Raw genomic sequence first — 14,373 nt, 5'->3', positions numbered from 1 at the left:
AGAGTAAATTCGGCCGCATCATGCCGCCCGCAGCCGTCGGTTCGCCCCGGCGGTTGACGCGACCCTCCGGAGTGCAGCATGTATGACATGTACCCAGCCGACTGGCCCGCGATCGACGCCCGTGAACGGAAGGCGGCCCGGCGCCGCCGCCCGGTCCGCCGCAGCGCCGGCACCGCGCCCGAGGCCAGGGCGGCGCAGGAAGCCATCAACCGCCTCTACAACGGGGGAGAACCCAAGAAGTGAGCGCTCAGAAGACCTTCCGCTTGGCCGTCGTCCCCGGTGACGGGATCGGCCCCGAGGTGACCACCGAGGCGCTGAAGGTGCTCGACGCGGTCGCCGGGCAGCACGGCGTGACGTTCGAGCGGACGGAGTACGACCTCGGCGCCCGGCGCTGGCACGCGACCGGGGAGACGCTGCCGGACGCGGAGCTGGAGAGCATTCGCGGCCACGACGCCATCCTGCTCGGCGCGATCGGCGACCCGACGGTGCCGTCCGGCACGCTCGAGCGCGGTCTGCTGCTGAAGCTCCGGTTCACCCTGGACCACTACGTCAACCTGCGGCCGTCGAAAATCTACCCGTCCGTCGGGTCCCCGCTGGCGGATCCGGGCGAGGTCGACTTCGTCGTCGTCCGCGAGGGCACCGAGGGCCCGTACGTCGGTAACGGCGGCGCCCTCCGCGTCGGGACGCCGGCCGAGATCGCCACCGAGGTGTCGGTCAACACGGCGTACGGCGTCGAGCGGGTCGTCCGGGACGCGTTCGCCCGGGCCCAGGCGCGGCCGCGCAAGAAGCTCACGCTGGTGCACAAGAACAATGTGCTCGTGCACGCCGGCCACCTGTGGAAGCGGACCGTCGACGCGGTGGCCGCGGACTTCCCGGAGATCACCGTCGACTACCTGCACGTGGACGCGGCGACCATCTTCCTGGTCACCGACCCGGCCCGGTTCGACGTGATCGTCACCGACAACCTGTTCGGCGACATCATCACCGACCTCGCGGCCGCGATCAGCGGTGGGATCGGGCTGGCGGCGAGCGCCAACATCAACCCGGACCGGACCGCCCCGAGCATGTTCGAGCCGGTGCACGGCTCCGCCCCGGACATCGCCGGCCAGCAGAAGGCGGACCCGACGGCGGCGATCCTGTCGGCCGCGCTGCTGTGCGACCACCTCGGCCTGACCGAGGCCGCGGCCGCGATCGAGGCCGCGGTCACCGCCGACATCGAGGAGCGCACCGGCGCCGCCCGGACCACGGCGGAGATCGGCGACGCGATCACCAAGCGCGCAGCAGGCTGAGGCTCGCATGACCACTGAGGCGAGAGGTACGGTGCGGCTATGAGCGCCGATCTGCAGTTCACCGTTGAGCCAAACACCCAACCGGCCAGCGACGACCAGCGCGCCGCGATCCTGGCGAACCCGGGATTCGGGCAGCACTTCTCCGACCACCTGGCGATCGCCACCTGGGACAAGGAGAACGGCTGGCACGACGCGAAGATCACCGCCTTCGGGCCGCTGGAGCTGTCTCCGGCCACCGCGGTGTTCCACTACGCCCAGACGATCTTCGAGGGGATGAAGGCCTACCGGCATCCCGACGACTCGATCCACCTGTTCCGCCCCGAGGCCAACGCGGCCCGGTTCGCGAAGTCCGCGCGCCGGCTCGCGCTCCCGGAGCTGCCCGAGGCGGCCTTCCTGGACTCGCTGCACAAGCTGGTCGAGCTCGACAAGGCCTGGGTGCCCGGCGGCGGTGAGACGTCGCTCTACCTGCGCCCGTTCATGTTCGGCTCGGACCCATTCCTCGGCGTCCGCCCGTCGGCCCAGGTCACGTACTGCGCGATTGCCTCGCCGGCCGGTTCCTACTTCGCGAACGGCGTGAAGCCGGTCCGGATCTGGCTGAGCGAGGAGTACACCCGGGCCGCCCCCGGTGGTACCGGCGCGGCGAAGACGGGTGGCAACTACGCGTCCTCACTGCTCGCCCAGGCCGAGGCCATCGAGCACGGCTGCGACCAGGTCGCCTTCCTCGACGCGGTCGAGAAGACCTGGGTCGAGGAGCTCGGCGGGATGAACCTGTACTTCGTCCTCGACGACAACTCGGTGGTCACCCCGGAGCTGTCCGGGACGATCCTCGAGGGCGTCACCCGGGACTCGATCCTCAAGCTGGTCACCGACCTCGGCTACCACGTCACCGAGCGGAAGATCGCGATCGACGAGTGGCGCGACGGCGCCGCCTCCGGCCGGATCCGCGAGGTGTTCGCCTGCGGGACCGCCGCGGTGATCACGCCGGTGGCGTCGCTGAAGTGGAAGGACGGCGAGGTGCAGGTGGCCGACGGCAACGGTGGTCCGGTGACCGCCGCTGTCCGCAGTGCCCTGCTCGACGTCCAGTACGGCCGCGCCGCCGACCCGCACGGCTGGATGACGAAGGTCTGCTGACCCCCGACCCCCGACGACCCGCTCCGAACCGCGGAGCGGGTCGTCGTACGTCGGCCTCGGGCGGCGGACTGTTTTGCGTCGGCCCGGGCGGCGGACTGTTTTGCGTCGGCCCGGGCGGATCGCGCGGGGTTACTCGCGGGTGGTGTTGTGGGCGACGCCGGCGAGGATGACCGCTGCCATCCACAGGCCGAGCGCGACCGCCGGCGCGCCGGTCCAGTCGGCGGTCCGTCCGCTGCTGTCCTCCGGCTGGTTGACCACGATGGCCAAGGTGACCGCCGCCCCCGCGATGCCGACGATCAGGGCGACCACCAGCTCCGGTGGAACGGCCAGCAGGACCACGGCCAGCAAGAGGTAGGTGAGGAACAGAACGGTGCCCAGAGCACCCATCGGCGACTCCGAGCCAGGTGTCAGCCCGATCAGGCTCATCCCGCTGTAGATCCGGATCATCCGGCCGTTCTCGGATCGCGTGTTCAGCCAGGTGGGCGCGAGCACCACGAGCAGCGCCATCCCGGTCGTGAACCCCATCAGCCGGAACTGCAGCCGCTTGAGCTCGCCGCCGGGGCGGAAGAGCGCCGTACGGACGTCGTCCTCGAAGGCATCGCGACGCGCCTCGTCACTCACGGAGATTCCTTTCAGGTGGTCGGGTGTCCCGCCCGGAGAGCGGGGACGGTGTTTTCACAGCATCTTTTCAGGTCTGCGCTGTGGACCGACGGTCGCTGCGCAGCGGCCGGTTTCGATAGGGTCGGGGCCCATGAGCAGCTTCCCGGACGACGTCGAGGCCTACTACGCGGAGCTCGCCGAGCGGCGCGGCTGGTCGCCCGAGACGGCGGCGGCGATGCGCTCCACCGTCGAGCTGATCCGGGATCTCGACCGCGGTACGGCGCCGCGGACGTACGGCGCGCTGGCCGGCGACGACGGCACCGACCGGCTGTACGAGGCGGTCTGGCACGAGCGGGAGTGGGTCGTGGTCCGCCAGCTCGGCGCGGCCGAGGACGGCACGCTCACGCGGTACTGGTGGCAGCGTCTCGAAGACGACGAGGGCATGCTCACCGACCAGTCGCTGGACCGGGCGGAGTGGGGCCTGCGCCCGCTCACCCGCGAGGACTTCTACACCGCCTGGGACGACCCGGGCTGGTCGCTCACCGCGTAGGACCTGAACTCTGCGGTACTCCGCAGTACTGAATGTTCGTGATTCGAGACGTTCTCGCCACCCCGTGGACATGTTGTGGCAGACTCCGGATTGTCATGAAGAACCACCGGGTCATTATTTCCTAGGCGCGCTCAGCCGGCAGTACCTGAGCGCGCAGACCTCTCGCACCTTGCGGGAGGTTTTTTGTTTGCCCGGCACGTTCGCCCAGCCCCTGCGGAAGGTCGACCAATGAGCATCTCGGACGAGTTCCACGTGTACGACACGACTCTGCGCGACGGCGCGCAGCAGGAGGGGCTGGCGCTGTCCGTGGCCGACAAGATCGCCATCGCGCAGCACCTGGACGACCTGGGGGTCGGCTTCATCGAGGGCGGCTGGCCCGGCGCGGTGCCGAAGGACACCGAGTTCTTCGAGCGGGCCCGGACGGAGCTGCACCTGCGGAACGCGACGTTCGCGGCTTTCGGCGCGACCTGCAAACCGGAGACCGCCGCTGCCGACGACCAGCAGGTCGCCGCGCTGCGCGAGTCCGGCGCCGCCGTCGTCACCCTCGTTGCCAAGAGCCACGATGCGCACGTCGAACGCGCGCTGCGGACGACCCTCGACGAGAACCTCCGGATGATCACGGACACGGTCCGGCACCTGCGCGAGCACGGCCGGCGGGTGTTCCTCGACACCGAGCACTTCTTCGACGGCTACCGCGCGAACCGTGCCTACGCGCTGGAGGTCGTCCGGGTCGCCGCCGAGGCGGGCGCCGACGTGGTCGCGCTGTGCGACACCAACGGCGGGACGCTGCCGCGGGAGCTGCAGGACATCGTCCGCGACGTCCTCGAATCCACCGGCGCGCGTCTCGGCATCCACTGCCACAACGACGCCGGCTGCGCGGTGGCGAACTCGATCGCCGCCGTCGAGGCCGGTGTCACTCACGTCCAGGGCACCATCAACGGGTACGGCGAACGCACCGGCAACGCCGACCTGCTCGCGATCGTCGCCAACCTTGAGCTGAAGCGGTCGATGCAGCTGCTGCCGCCCGGCCGGCTCGCCGAGTCGTTCCGGATCGCGCACGCGATCGCCGAAGTGACGAACGTGCCGCCGTCGACCCGGCAGCCGTACGTCGGCGTGTCCGCCTTCGCCCACAAGGCCGGGCTGCACGCCAGCGCCATCAAGGTGGATCCGGATCTCTACCAGCACACGGATCCCGCCCTGGTGGGCAACGACATGCGGATGCTGGTCTCCGAGATGGCAGGCCGCGCGAGCGTCGAGCTGAAGGGCCGCGAGCTCGGGTTCGACCTCGGCAGCGACCGCGAGCTGGTCAGCCGGGTGACCGACCGCGTCAAGGAGATGGAGGCCCGCGGCTACACCTTCGAGGCCGCGGACGCGTCGTTCGAGCTGCTGCTGACCGAGGAGGTCACCGGCCGGCGGGCGAGCTTCTTCGACGTGGAGTCCTGGCGGGTGATCACCGAATCGCGCGCCGACGGCGAGGCGGTCTCGGAGTCGACGGTGAAGCTGGTGGCAGCGGGTGAGCGGGAGATCGTCACCGGCGAGGGCAACGGCCCGGTGAACGCGCTCGACCACGCGCTCCGGACCGCGATCGAGCGCGCGCACCCGGTGGTGACCAAGTTCGAGCTGGTGGACTACAAGGTCCGCATCCTCGACCAGGGGCACGGCACGGACGCGGTGATCAGAGTGCTCATCGAGACCGCGGACGGCGAGGGCTCCTGGGTAACCGTCGGGGTCGGCCACAACATCGTCGAAGCCTCCTGGGAGGCCCTCGTCGACGGCGTCACCTACGGCCTCCTCCGCCACAACGCCACCCACGACGACAACGCGAGCCGGCTGGAGGTGGCCCGGTGAGCCTGGTCGCTGTCGAACGCACCGTCACCGAGTTCACCGCACGCGTGGTGGAGACCGGCGGCCTGCTCGCGCGGATCGCCGTACTCCTCAACCCGTACGACGTCCGCGAGTTGTCGCTGTCCCTCGACGACTGCACGCTGAGCATCACCGTCGAGGGCGACGGCTTCGACGCCGGCCGGGTCGCCGCCCGGCTGGAGAAGATCATCGGCGTCCTCGAGGTCGACTACCGCTGACCTGTCGTCGGTGCGCGAGCAGGTGCGGCCCGCGACCACGGTCAGCGTGTCGTGGTCCGTCAGCCCGTCGTCTCGAGGTCGAGGGCCAGGGCCGCGGTCCAGGAGAAGTCGCGTGCGCCGTGCGCCGCGCCGCTGAACGGCTCGACGTACTCGGCGAACTGAGTCGTGGCCGCGAGCTCGAGCACCTCGGCACGGATCGCCTCGGCCAGCTCGTCCTCGCCGAGCTGAACGAGACCGCGGTGCACCAGCCAGGCGGTGTTGAACCAACTCGGGCCGCGCCAGTACCGCCCGGGCTCGAACTCGGGCCCGGTCAGATCGTAGCTGGGCACCATCCGCGCCTCGCCCAACCGGAACTTGGGCCCGCGCGCGGTGACCAGTAGTTCGTCGGCCTGCGGAAGATCCGGCACGACCAGCGGGACGAGACCCGCGACGGTATCGGCAGAGATCAGCCGCCCGACGCCCACACCGCTGTCTGCATCGGTTCGGAGGTCGCGGGCGTGGAAGTTGCCGTCAGCAAAGAGCTGTCCGAGGGCGTGAGTGAGGTCGGCCGCAGCCGTCAGGTGGGGCGCCGGATCGAGCGCCAACTCCTCGGCGACCGTGGCCAACGCGTGCTCCGAGGCGATCAGCAGCGCGTTGAAGCAGGGATCCTCGACGGCGAACGCGAACGGCGTCCGCGCATCGTCGTACCCGTGATCCCGGTACGTCGCGGCCAACTGCACGTAGCGTCCGTAGTCGAGGTCCGTCGGGCGGTCGTCGTCGCTCGCGTGATCGGTGTCCCGGCGGACGAACGAATCGAGTGGCGCGGGCTCCACCCGGGCGAGGGCCTCGTCCCATGCGGGACTGTTGTCCATCCCGGACTCCCACGGGTGCACGATCGCCACCAGCCCACGCCCGGCGAGGTCTCGGCGTTCCCGCAGATAGGTGTGCCAGGCGGCGAGTCTCGGATAGACGCGTTGGAGGAAGCTTCGCCGGACCGACTCGTCCTCGTCGGCCTGGTGAGTGAGCCAGGCGGCGAGCGCATGCACCGGCGGCTGCACGATCCCTGAGGTCTCGACCCCGGCTTGCGTCTCCGCACGCCAGAAGTCGGGACCCGGGAAGTACGCGTCCCGCGGAACGCTGGGGGAGAAGCTGATGTGCGGGATCCGGCCGTCCGCCCATTGCGACCCGAGCAACGACTCGAGCTCGACCTGGGCCCGCCGGGGCGACAGATGCCGCAGCCCGATCGCGATGAACGCCGAGTCCCAGCTCCATTGATGCGGATAGAGCGAACGCGACGGCACGGTCGAGTGGCCGGTCCAGTTCCCGAAGAGAACCCGCGCCGCCGCCGGCCGGATCACCCGTACCGCCTGACCGCGGCCGGGATCGACCGAACCGCCTCGACCGGATCCCCACTCAGCCGGCACTCGACCGCCAGGTAGCGGTCGTACCCGATCGCGTCGAGCGCTCCCAGGAACGCGGCCCAGTCGAGATGCCCGGCCCCTGGTTCCAGCCGGTTCGAGTCACTCAGCTGGACATGCCCGATGTACGGCGCCGCGGTCAGGATCGCCGCGGCCGGGTCGGCCTCCTCGATGTTCATGTGGTAGCTGTCGATGCCGATCCGCACCGAGTCCAGCCCGACCGCGTCGATCAGCTCGGCCGCCTGCGCGAGCCGGTTGACCATGTGGTCCTCGTACCGGTTCAGCGGCTCGAGGAACAGCTCCACGCCTTCGGCGGCCGCGTGCTCGCCGAGCTCACGAAGCCCGTCCAGCAACACCTCCCGGTCGCCGGACTCGTCCCGCGGCGGCTCGAACGGCGGGAGCCGGCGCGAGAACATCCCGTACGACGCCGGCGTCTGCGCACCCAGCCCGCCGAGCTCCGCGATCACCGACAACTGCGACTTCATCTGCACCAGCGCATCCGCCCGCCGCTCCGGATCGAACGCACCGAAGAAGTGCAGCATGTCGACACACACCGTCGGCATCACCACTCCGTCGGCCAGCGCCTTCCGCAGCTCCGGCAGCCGGTCGCGGAACGCCAAGTCTCCACGACCGCGCAACTCGATGGCGTCGTACCCCGCGGCGACGGCGAAGTCCCACTTCTCCTGCAGGGTGGTACCGGGAAGCAGTTGCTCCTGACAAGCGATCTTCATCGAAACTCCAGCAGTACCTGAAGGGCGTCACCGGGACGCGTGTCGAGCAGGGTATAGGCGTCCGCGGCGTTCTCCACCGGCACGCGATGACTGATCAGTGGCCCCACGTCGACCTGACCGCTGCCGACCAGGCCGAGGAACGTCTTCTGCAACCGGTCGACCGTCCAGCGACCAGCCAGCTCCGGCGGCACGCCGCCGATCTGGGAGCTCACCAGCTCGACGCGATTGTGGTGGAACTCCTCCCCGAGCCGCAGTGCGTCACCCGCACCCTGGTAGAAGCCTGAGGCAATGACTCGGCCGCCGACACCGACCGACCGGATCCCCTCCTGCAGCGCGGCGTACGCTCCGGACAGCTCGATCGCGGTGTCGGCGCCGGGCGCGTGCAGCTCGCGGATCCGCTCGGCCACCGCTCCGGGCGCCAGTGACTCGACCGCGCCGAACCACAGCGACTGCTCCCGCCGCGAAGGCACCGCGTCCACCGTCACCACCTGCGCGCCGCTCAGCGTCGCCAGCCGGGTGGCGAGTAGGCCGATCACGCCCTGCCCGAAGATGGCCACCAGGTCTCCTAGGGTGATCCGGGCGGCGAGGATCGCGTTGAAGGCGATCGCGCCGACCCGCGCGAACGCGGCTGCGGCGAGGTCTACTCCGGGCGGCAGCTGGTGACCAACCAACTTCTCCGCCGGGACGACGGCCTCGCTCCGGTGACCCCAGATCCCCCACACCTGGTCTCCGACCGCCAAGCCGGTGACGTCGTCGGCGACCTCGGTCACCTCACCCGACTCGGAGTACCCCCACCCGACCACCGGGAACGACACCCCCGCGGCCGAGTCCCGGAACAGCCGGGCGTCCGGATCCCACGTGCGTGTCAGGTACGGATTCGTGCCGCGGTACGCCGTCAGCTCGGTGCCGGCCGAGATCCCGGAGTACGCCGTACGCACGCGGACGTGCCCGGGAGGCAGCGGGGGCGGGTCGAAGTCGACCACCTCGGCGACATGGGGAGCGGAGAACTGCACGACGTGGGCCATGGGCACCTCCGGCGCTGGCGAGCGGGACAGGAACAACAAATCATCTGGACTTAGGTCTTGTCAAAACGCAGAAGTCCTGATGTTATGCGTGGTGACCATCCATCGAGGAGGGCGCATGCCACGTCTGACCAGAGTGCTCGCCATCGCGTGCACCCTGCTGGTCTCCGCGGGACTGCTGACGTCCTGCGGCAACGACTCCGCCGCCGGCGACCAGCGCAGCATCACCGTCTGGTCGCTGGAGAACGTCTCCGGCCGGCTCGAGACCACCCGCGAGATCCTGAGGAAGTTCACCGCCGACACCGGCATCGAGGTGAAGCTCGTCGGCGTCGACGAGGCGCAGCTCAGCCAGCTGGTGATGTCGGCCGCGGCCGCCGGCAAGCTGCCGGACGTGATCGGCGCCGTCCCCCTGGCCGCGATCCAGCAGCTGTCCAGCAATGGGCTGCTCAACCCGGACGTCGCGGGGCAGTCGGTGGACGACCTCGGAGAGTCCACCTTCAACCCGCGGGCGCTCGAGTTGACGCGCGACGGCGACCAGCAGCTCGCCGTGCCGTCCGACGGCTGGACGCAGCTGCTCTACTACCGCAAGGACCTGTTCGCTGCCGCCGGTCTGCCCGCGCCGACGACGTACCAGGCCATCGAGACCGCGGCGCGCACGCTCGACAAGGGCGAGGTCGAGGGGATCTCGGTCGCGACCGATCCGGCCGACCCGTTCACCCAGCAGAGTTTCGAGCATCTCGCCCTGGCCAACGGCTGCCAGCTGGTCGATGCCGACGGCAAGGTCACGCTCGACAGCCCGGCCTGCCGGAACACCTTCCGCTTCTACGGTGATCTGGCCACGGAGTACGGCGCCGCCGGCACCCAGACGGTGGACTCGACGCGCGCGTCGTACTTCGCCGGGAAGTCCGCGATGGTCGTCTGGTCGTCGTTCCTGCTCGACGAGCTGGCGGGGCTGCGGGACGACGCCCTGCCGAGCTGTGAGCAGTGCAAGGACGACAAGGGCTGGCTGGCCCGCAACACCGGCGTCGTCACGGCCGTGCAGGGCCCGGACGGCAAGGAGCCCGCGCAGTTCGGCGAGCTGACCGGCTGGACCGTCACCAAGACAGCGAAGGCCGACGCCTCGAAGCAGTTCGTCGAGTACATGCTAGATGGCGGCTACGAGCAGTGGTTCGGGATGGCTGCCGAGGGCAAGTTCCCGGTCCGGCGGGGTACCGCGGCGGACCCGGACAAGTTCGACCTCGCCTGGGACAAGGCGGACATCGGCGTCGACGCACGCAAGCCGCTCGCCGCGATCTACCCCGCGCCGGTGATCGCCGAGTTGCGCGCGGGCCTCGGCCGGATGCAGCGCTGGGGGATCACCGAGGGGCAGGGCACCCTGGTCGGCGCCACCCTCGGCGAGTTGCCGGTGCCCAAGGCGATCAGTGCGCAGGCGAGTGGTCAGGTGACCGCCGACGAAGCCGCCAAACAGGCGGCCGACGACATCACCGCGATCCAGGACACGTTGGGATGAGGCGGCGATGACCACTGTGACCGAGCGACCCCCGGCCGTCGAGCCGGTGCGCCGCGCCAACCGCAACACCGCGCGCCGGCAGGAGAACCGGACCGGCCTGGCGCTGGTCTCACCGACCTTCCTGATCGTGCTGGTCGTCGTCGTCCTGCCGATCCTGTGGACCGTCGTGCTGGCGTTCCAGAACGTGCGACTCGTCGACATCCAGAGCCAGGGCCTGTGGGGACACTGGACGCTTCGCAACTTCGAGCGGGTGTTCAGCTCACCAGGGTTCTGGTCGTCGTTGTGGACCACGCTGGTCTACACGATCGGCTCGACCCTGGGGTCGATCCTGATCGGTCTGGTCGCGGCCCTCGCGCTTCGGCGGCCGTTCCCCGGTCGCGCGCTGGTCCGCGGGGCGATGCTGCTCCCGTACGTCGCGCCCGTCGTCGCGGTGGCGTTCGTCTGGCAGGTGCTGCTCAGCCCGGACCTCGGTGTGGTGAACCACTGGGGGGTGAACGTCTTCGGCTGGGACCGCCCGATCGCGTTCCTCACCCAACGGTCGTACGACGTGCTCGGCGTACCCGTGCCGATGGCGCTGTTCACCGTGATCGGGTTCGAGACGTGGCGGTACTTCCCGTTCGCGTTCCTGTTCCTGCTGGCCAGGCTGCAGGCGGTTCCGCCGGTGCTGGAGGAGGCCGCCGTGGTGGACGGGACGACACCGTGGCAGCGATTCCGGTTCATCCTGCTGCCGCAGTTGATGCCGGTGATCGCCCTGCTCTCGGTGCTGAGATTCATCATGACGTTCAACAAGTTCGACGACGTCTATCTGCTCACCGGTGGCGGCGCCGGCACCGACGTGGTCGCCGTGCGGGTCTACCGGTTCCTGACCGCGCGGTTCGATGTCGGACTCGCGTCCGCGCAGGCCGTCGTGCTGGCCGTCGTACTGATCGTGTTGCTCGGGCTGTACTTCCGGTTCTGGGGCCGGCGCGCGGAAGAGGAGGAGTCGTGAGCAGGGCAGCGTTCCAGGAGAGGTTCTTCGGGGTGATGCGGTGGGTGGTGATCGCCGCGCTGGTGGTGGCGACGCTCTTCCCCTTCTACTACATGGTCCTGCTGTCGGTGAAGCCGATCGACAACCTGCTGCTGGACCCGGGCCGCATCTGGGTGTCGGTCAGCGAATTCATCGCGGACTCGTACCGTCAGGTGCTGACCTCGGTCGAGGACGGCGGCCAGGGCTTCCTGACCATGCTGCGGAACTCGGCGCTCGTCTCGATCGGCGCGGTGATCCTCACCCTGCTGGTCGCGATCCCAGGCGCGTACGCCGTCAGCCGGTTGCGGTTCACCGGGCGTCGCAAGGTGAGCGCGCTGTTCCTCGGCGTCTACCTCTTCCCGGCGACCCTGTTGGCCGTGCCGCTGTTCGTGATGTTCGCGAAGGCCGGGCTGCAGGGCAGCCTGGTCGGTCTGGTGATCGTCTACATCGCGCAGACCGTCCCGGTGGCGATCTACATGCTCCGCAGCTACTTCACGACCGTGCCGGTGAGCGTGGAGGAGGCCGCCGCGCTGGACGGGTGCTCGCGGCTGGCGATCATCGGCCGGGTGGTGCTGCCGCTGGCCGCGCCGTCGGTGATGGCCACTGCCCTGTACGTTTTCATGATCGCGTGGAACGAGTTCCTCTTCGCGTTGCTGTTCCTGGCCGCCGAGCCGACGCGCTGGACGGTCTCGCTCGGGCTGCAGCAGCTCGCGAACGGGGTGGAAGTGCCGAAGACTGTGCTGATGGCCGGTTCGGTCGTGCTGACACTGCCGGTGGTGCTGATGTTCTATGCGGCGGAGCGGATGCTGACGGAGGGGTTGACGAGTGGGGCAGATAAGAGCTGACGTCACGACGTCGTCGGGTCACCTCCTGGAGCTCGTGCGGACCGGCAGGGCGCGGACCCGCGGCGAGCTTCAGGAGCTGACCGGTCTGTCCCGGTCCACGGTCGGACTGCGGCTGGACGGTCTCGTGCGCCGTGGCTGGTTGCGCGAGGCCGGGTCCACCACCTCGACCGGTGGGCGGCCACCCGTTGTCCTGCAGTTCGACGAGCGCCACGCGGTGGTGCTGACGGCCGATCTCGATACTCGGCATGCCAGGGCCGCCGTGATGGACTTGGGCGGCACGGTCTTGCAGGAAACCACTGGCGAGCTGGTGGTCGCCGCGGGCCCGGTGCCCGTGCTTGACACTCTGGCGACCTGGTTCACGTCCTTGCTCGAGCAAGCCGGCCGATCGCTCGATGAGGTCGCCGGGATCGGCCTGTCGGTGCCAGGTCCGGTGGAGTTCGAGGCCGGTGTGGTGGTCCGGCCGCCGATCATGCCCGGCTGGGACGAGTACCCGGTGATCCAGCATCTGCGCCGGACTTTCGACGTACCGGTCGTGGTGGACAACGACGCGAACGCGATGGCGCTGGGCGAGCACGCCGCCGGGTACGCCGACTGCCCGGCGTTCGTCCTGGTCAAGGTGTCGACCGGGATCGGTGCCGGCGTGGTGATCGGCAACGAGGTGTTTCGGGGGATCGACGGCGGCGCGGGGGACATCGGCCATATCCGGGTCCGGGACGCGGGCGACGCGAGGTGTCAGTGCGGTTCGGTCGGTTGTCTCGCCGCGGTCGCGAGTGGTGGGGCCGTGGCGGCAGCCCTCACCGACCTGGGCGTCACGGCTCGTTCCGGTGCGGATGTTCGCGCGCTGCTGACGGCCGGTCAACCGGACGCGCTCCGGCTCGCGCGCGAGGCAGGCCGCCGGGTCGGCGAGGTGCTCGCGACCGTGGTGAGCGTCATCAACCCGGGCGTCCTGATGATCGCCGGCGACCTGGCCGACACCGACTTCATCACCGGCGTCAACGAGGTCCTGTACCAACTGACGCTGCCGAGGGCGACCCGTCATCTCAAGGTCGTGCCTGCCCGGCTGGCCGACCAGGCCGCGCTGCAAGGCATGGCCCGCCTGGTGGTCGACGAGGTCTACTCACCCGCCGCCGTCGACGCCCGGCTGTCGTAGCGCCGCCGTCGTAGCCCGGCTGTCGTTGCGCCGCCGTCGTAGCCCGGCTGTCGTTGCCGGGACCTCTGGTGACCATGGTTTGCGTGTCAAAGCGTCGGCAGGATGTGTGCTCGGATCAGGTCGACGGCCGGTCGCCAGTCCGGAGGGAGGTCGTCCGCGGGTGGGGGGCCGAAGCGGAAGTTGAGGAAGCCGGTGGTCACGATCACCGTCTCGGCACGCGGCACCACAAGGACATGTTGTCCCGCCCATCCGCCGGCGAGTAGCGCGTCGCCGTCGATCCAGGTGAGGAAGGCGTACGGCAACCCCTCAGGCGGACCGCCGGTCGACTCTGGTCGTCGGAACTCCTCGAAGTACGCCGGTGACAGCAGTTGGCGACCGTCCCAAGCACCGTCCGCCAGCCAGAGCTGGCCGACGCGGGCCAGGCCGTCGGCGCTCATCGACAGATGCGCGTATCCGAAGGGAATACCGTCCGGGTCGCACCGCCAGTCCGTGCCCGCGACCCCGAGCGGGTCGAACAGCGCACGGGATGCGAAGTCCGCGACCGATTCGCCGAGCAATTCGCACGCCGCGGCCGACAACAGATGCGCGGCTCCGTCGTCGTACCCGAAACGGGTGCCGGGCTCGTGCTCCTGCGGCGCTCCCGCGATCCGCGCGACTTGCCCGCCCGGCATGGCGGTGAGCTCGTCGACATCCTCGATCCGAGCGCCGCGAGTCATCGTCAACAGCTGACGCCAGGTGTGCGGCTGCCCTCGCAGGGCGGGCAGTACGTCGCCGACCGGGCTGTCCAACTCCGGCAGCAACCCGCGCCCGGCCACTACCCCGAGGACGGTCGCCAGCACACTCTTGGTCACCGAGAACACGTCCGAGACCATCGGCCCGCGAAGGTGCTCGTCGACCACAACCGAGCCGCGGACGACGACCTGCAGGTGGCTCGTGTGCGCGTACCGCAGGTCGCTCGTCACCGCGGCGAGTACCGCCCGCGCTGCGCGGAGAACGTCAGCGGACATGGCGCGCACCGCCTACCGGCAGTGCGCGCCACCTGTCCATCAGTGCCAACTCAG

Annotated in this window: 15 protein-coding genes; 10 read left to right on the top strand and 5 right to left on the bottom strand. The window is 69.8% G+C overall.

Annotated elements, in window-relative coordinates:
* The first annotated feature begins 87 nt into the window (after nucleotides 1-87).
* From ACQPYZ_RS24605 to ACQPYZ_RS24595, 3 genes are read left to right on the top strand one after another with little or no spacing between them, the layout of a single operon-like run.
* Nucleotides 88-243 (top strand): hypothetical protein, encoded by a 156-nt coding sequence (locus ACQPYZ_RS24605; protein WP_433160256.1) that lies wholly within the window; start codon nucleotides 88-90, stop codon nucleotides 241-243.
* On the top strand, nucleotides 240-1,289 hold the full coding sequence (locus ACQPYZ_RS24600; protein ID WP_433160255.1) for a 3-isopropylmalate dehydrogenase: 1,050 nt from the start codon (nucleotides 240-242) through the stop codon (nucleotides 1,287-1,289). Before ACQPYZ_RS24605 ends, ACQPYZ_RS24600 begins: the two co-directional genes overlap by 4 nt.
* Before the next feature lie 39 nt (nucleotides 1,290-1,328).
* Nucleotides 1,329-2,420 (top strand): branched-chain amino acid aminotransferase, encoded by a 1,092-nt coding sequence (locus tag ACQPYZ_RS24595; protein WP_433160253.1) that lies wholly within the window; start codon nucleotides 1,329-1,331, stop codon nucleotides 2,418-2,420.
* Between the two features lie 129 nt (nucleotides 2,421-2,549).
* Here the strand turns inward: ACQPYZ_RS24595 and ACQPYZ_RS24590 are convergent, their stop codons facing one another.
* Complete coding sequence (locus ACQPYZ_RS24590) at nucleotides 2,550-3,041, bottom strand: hypothetical protein (protein ID WP_433160252.1); 492 nt, start codon at nucleotides 3,039-3,041, stop codon at nucleotides 2,550-2,552.
* 130 nt (nucleotides 3,042-3,171) lie between these two features.
* Here ACQPYZ_RS24590 and ACQPYZ_RS24585 point away from each other — a divergent pair, with 130 nt between their 5' ends.
* The 3 genes from ACQPYZ_RS24585 to ACQPYZ_RS24575 all read left to right on the top strand — a co-directional run bounded on the left by ACQPYZ_RS24585 (nucleotide 3,172) and on the right by ACQPYZ_RS24575 (nucleotide 5,651).
* Nucleotides 3,172-3,570 (top strand): hypothetical protein, encoded by a 399-nt coding sequence (locus tag ACQPYZ_RS24585; RefSeq protein ID WP_433160250.1) that lies wholly within the window; start codon nucleotides 3,172-3,174, stop codon nucleotides 3,568-3,570.
* A gap of 228 nt (nucleotides 3,571-3,798) precedes the next feature.
* Entirely contained in the window at nucleotides 3,799-5,418 is a 1,620-nt protein-coding gene (gene cimA / locus ACQPYZ_RS24580) for a citramalate synthase (RefSeq protein ID WP_433160249.1), read from the top strand.
* On the top strand, nucleotides 5,415-5,651 hold the full coding sequence (locus ACQPYZ_RS24575; protein WP_433160247.1) for a hypothetical protein: 237 nt from the start codon (nucleotides 5,415-5,417) through the stop codon (nucleotides 5,649-5,651). Before cimA ends, ACQPYZ_RS24575 begins: the two co-directional genes overlap by 4 nt.
* A gap of 59 nt (nucleotides 5,652-5,710) precedes the next feature.
* On the opposite strand, the gene ACQPYZ_RS24570 is transcribed toward ACQPYZ_RS24575, so the two are convergent.
* From ACQPYZ_RS24570 to ACQPYZ_RS24560, 3 genes are read right to left on the bottom strand one after another with little or no spacing between them, the layout of a single operon-like run.
* Nucleotides 5,711-6,988, bottom strand: coding sequence for an MGH1-like glycoside hydrolase domain-containing protein (locus tag ACQPYZ_RS24570; protein WP_433160246.1), 1,278 nt, complete (start codon nucleotides 6,986-6,988; stop codon nucleotides 5,711-5,713).
* Nucleotides 6,985-7,779, bottom strand: a complete 795-nt coding sequence (locus ACQPYZ_RS24565; RefSeq protein WP_433160244.1) for a sugar phosphate isomerase/epimerase family protein — start codon at nucleotides 7,777-7,779, stop codon at nucleotides 6,985-6,987. Before ACQPYZ_RS24565 ends, ACQPYZ_RS24570 begins: the two co-directional genes overlap by 4 nt.
* The gene (locus tag ACQPYZ_RS24560) at nucleotides 7,776-8,804 is read right to left on the bottom strand and encodes a zinc-binding dehydrogenase (protein WP_433160242.1); all 1,029 of its coding nucleotides are present in this window, start codon (nucleotides 8,802-8,804) and stop codon (nucleotides 7,776-7,778) included. Before ACQPYZ_RS24560 ends, ACQPYZ_RS24565 begins: the two co-directional genes overlap by 4 nt.
* A gap of 115 nt (nucleotides 8,805-8,919) precedes the next feature.
* Here ACQPYZ_RS24560 and ACQPYZ_RS24555 point away from each other — a divergent pair, with 115 nt between their 5' ends.
* From ACQPYZ_RS24555 to ACQPYZ_RS24540, 4 genes are read left to right on the top strand one after another with little or no spacing between them, the layout of a single operon-like run.
* The gene (locus ACQPYZ_RS24555) at nucleotides 8,920-10,311 is read left to right on the top strand and encodes an ABC transporter substrate-binding protein (RefSeq protein WP_433160241.1); all 1,392 of its coding nucleotides are present in this window, start codon (nucleotides 8,920-8,922) and stop codon (nucleotides 10,309-10,311) included.
* 7 nt (nucleotides 10,312-10,318) lie between these two features.
* Nucleotides 10,319-11,299: a carbohydrate ABC transporter permease gene (locus ACQPYZ_RS24550; RefSeq protein WP_433160239.1), complete on the top strand. Its 981-nt coding sequence runs from the start codon at nucleotides 10,319-10,321 to the stop codon at nucleotides 11,297-11,299.
* Complete coding sequence (locus ACQPYZ_RS24545) at nucleotides 11,296-12,162, top strand: carbohydrate ABC transporter permease (RefSeq protein WP_433160237.1); 867 nt, start codon at nucleotides 11,296-11,298, stop codon at nucleotides 12,160-12,162. The genes ACQPYZ_RS24550 and ACQPYZ_RS24545 overlap by 4 nt, the downstream gene beginning before the upstream one ends.
* Nucleotides 12,143-13,312 (top strand): ROK family protein, encoded by a 1,170-nt coding sequence (locus tag ACQPYZ_RS24540; RefSeq protein WP_433160236.1) that lies wholly within the window; start codon nucleotides 12,143-12,145, stop codon nucleotides 13,310-13,312. Before ACQPYZ_RS24545 ends, ACQPYZ_RS24540 begins: the two co-directional genes overlap by 20 nt.
* Nucleotides 13,313-13,398: 86 nt before the next feature.
* Here ACQPYZ_RS24540 and ACQPYZ_RS24535 read toward each other — a convergent pair whose 3' ends face one another.
* Complete coding sequence (locus ACQPYZ_RS24535) at nucleotides 13,399-14,319, bottom strand: serine hydrolase domain-containing protein (RefSeq protein ID WP_433160234.1); 921 nt, start codon at nucleotides 14,317-14,319, stop codon at nucleotides 13,399-13,401.
* Nucleotides 14,320-14,373 lie beyond the last annotated feature (54 nt).

This window comes from Kribbella sp. CA-247076 (assembly GCF_050942445.1).
In the GTDB taxonomy this organism is placed as follows: domain Bacteria; phylum Actinomycetota; class Actinomycetes; order Propionibacteriales; family Kribbellaceae; genus Kribbella.
Note: the sequence above shows the minus strand (reverse complement) of the source record. Positions and strands in the feature narration are given on the sequence as shown.

Coding starts and splice junctions, on each gene's coding strand:
- ACQPYZ_RS24605 (WP_433160256.1), top strand. CDS start 88: ATGTACCCAGCCGACTGGCCCGCGATCGACGCCCGTGAACGGAAGGCG.
- ACQPYZ_RS24595 (WP_433160253.1), top strand. CDS start 1,329: ATGAGCGCCGATCTGCAGTTCACCGTTGAGCCAAACACCCAACCGGCC.
- ACQPYZ_RS24585 (WP_433160250.1), top strand. CDS start 3,172: ATGAGCAGCTTCCCGGACGACGTCGAGGCCTACTACGCGGAGCTCGCC.
- cimA (WP_433160249.1), top strand. CDS start 3,799: ATGAGCATCTCGGACGAGTTCCACGTGTACGACACGACTCTGCGCGAC.
- ACQPYZ_RS24565 (WP_433160244.1), bottom strand. CDS start 7,779: ATGAAGATCGCTTGTCAGGAGCAACTGCTTCCCGGTACCACCCTGCAG.
- ACQPYZ_RS24560 (WP_433160242.1), bottom strand. CDS start 8,804: ATGGCCCACGTCGTGCAGTTCTCCGCTCCCCATGTCGCCGAGGTGGTC.
- ACQPYZ_RS24555 (WP_433160241.1), top strand. CDS start 8,920: ATGCCACGTCTGACCAGAGTGCTCGCCATCGCGTGCACCCTGCTGGTC.
- ACQPYZ_RS24550 (WP_433160239.1), top strand. CDS start 10,319: ATGACCACTGTGACCGAGCGACCCCCGGCCGTCGAGCCGGTGCGCCGC.
- ACQPYZ_RS24535 (WP_433160234.1), bottom strand. CDS start 14,319: ATGTCCGCTGACGTTCTCCGCGCAGCGCGGGCGGTACTCGCCGCGGTG.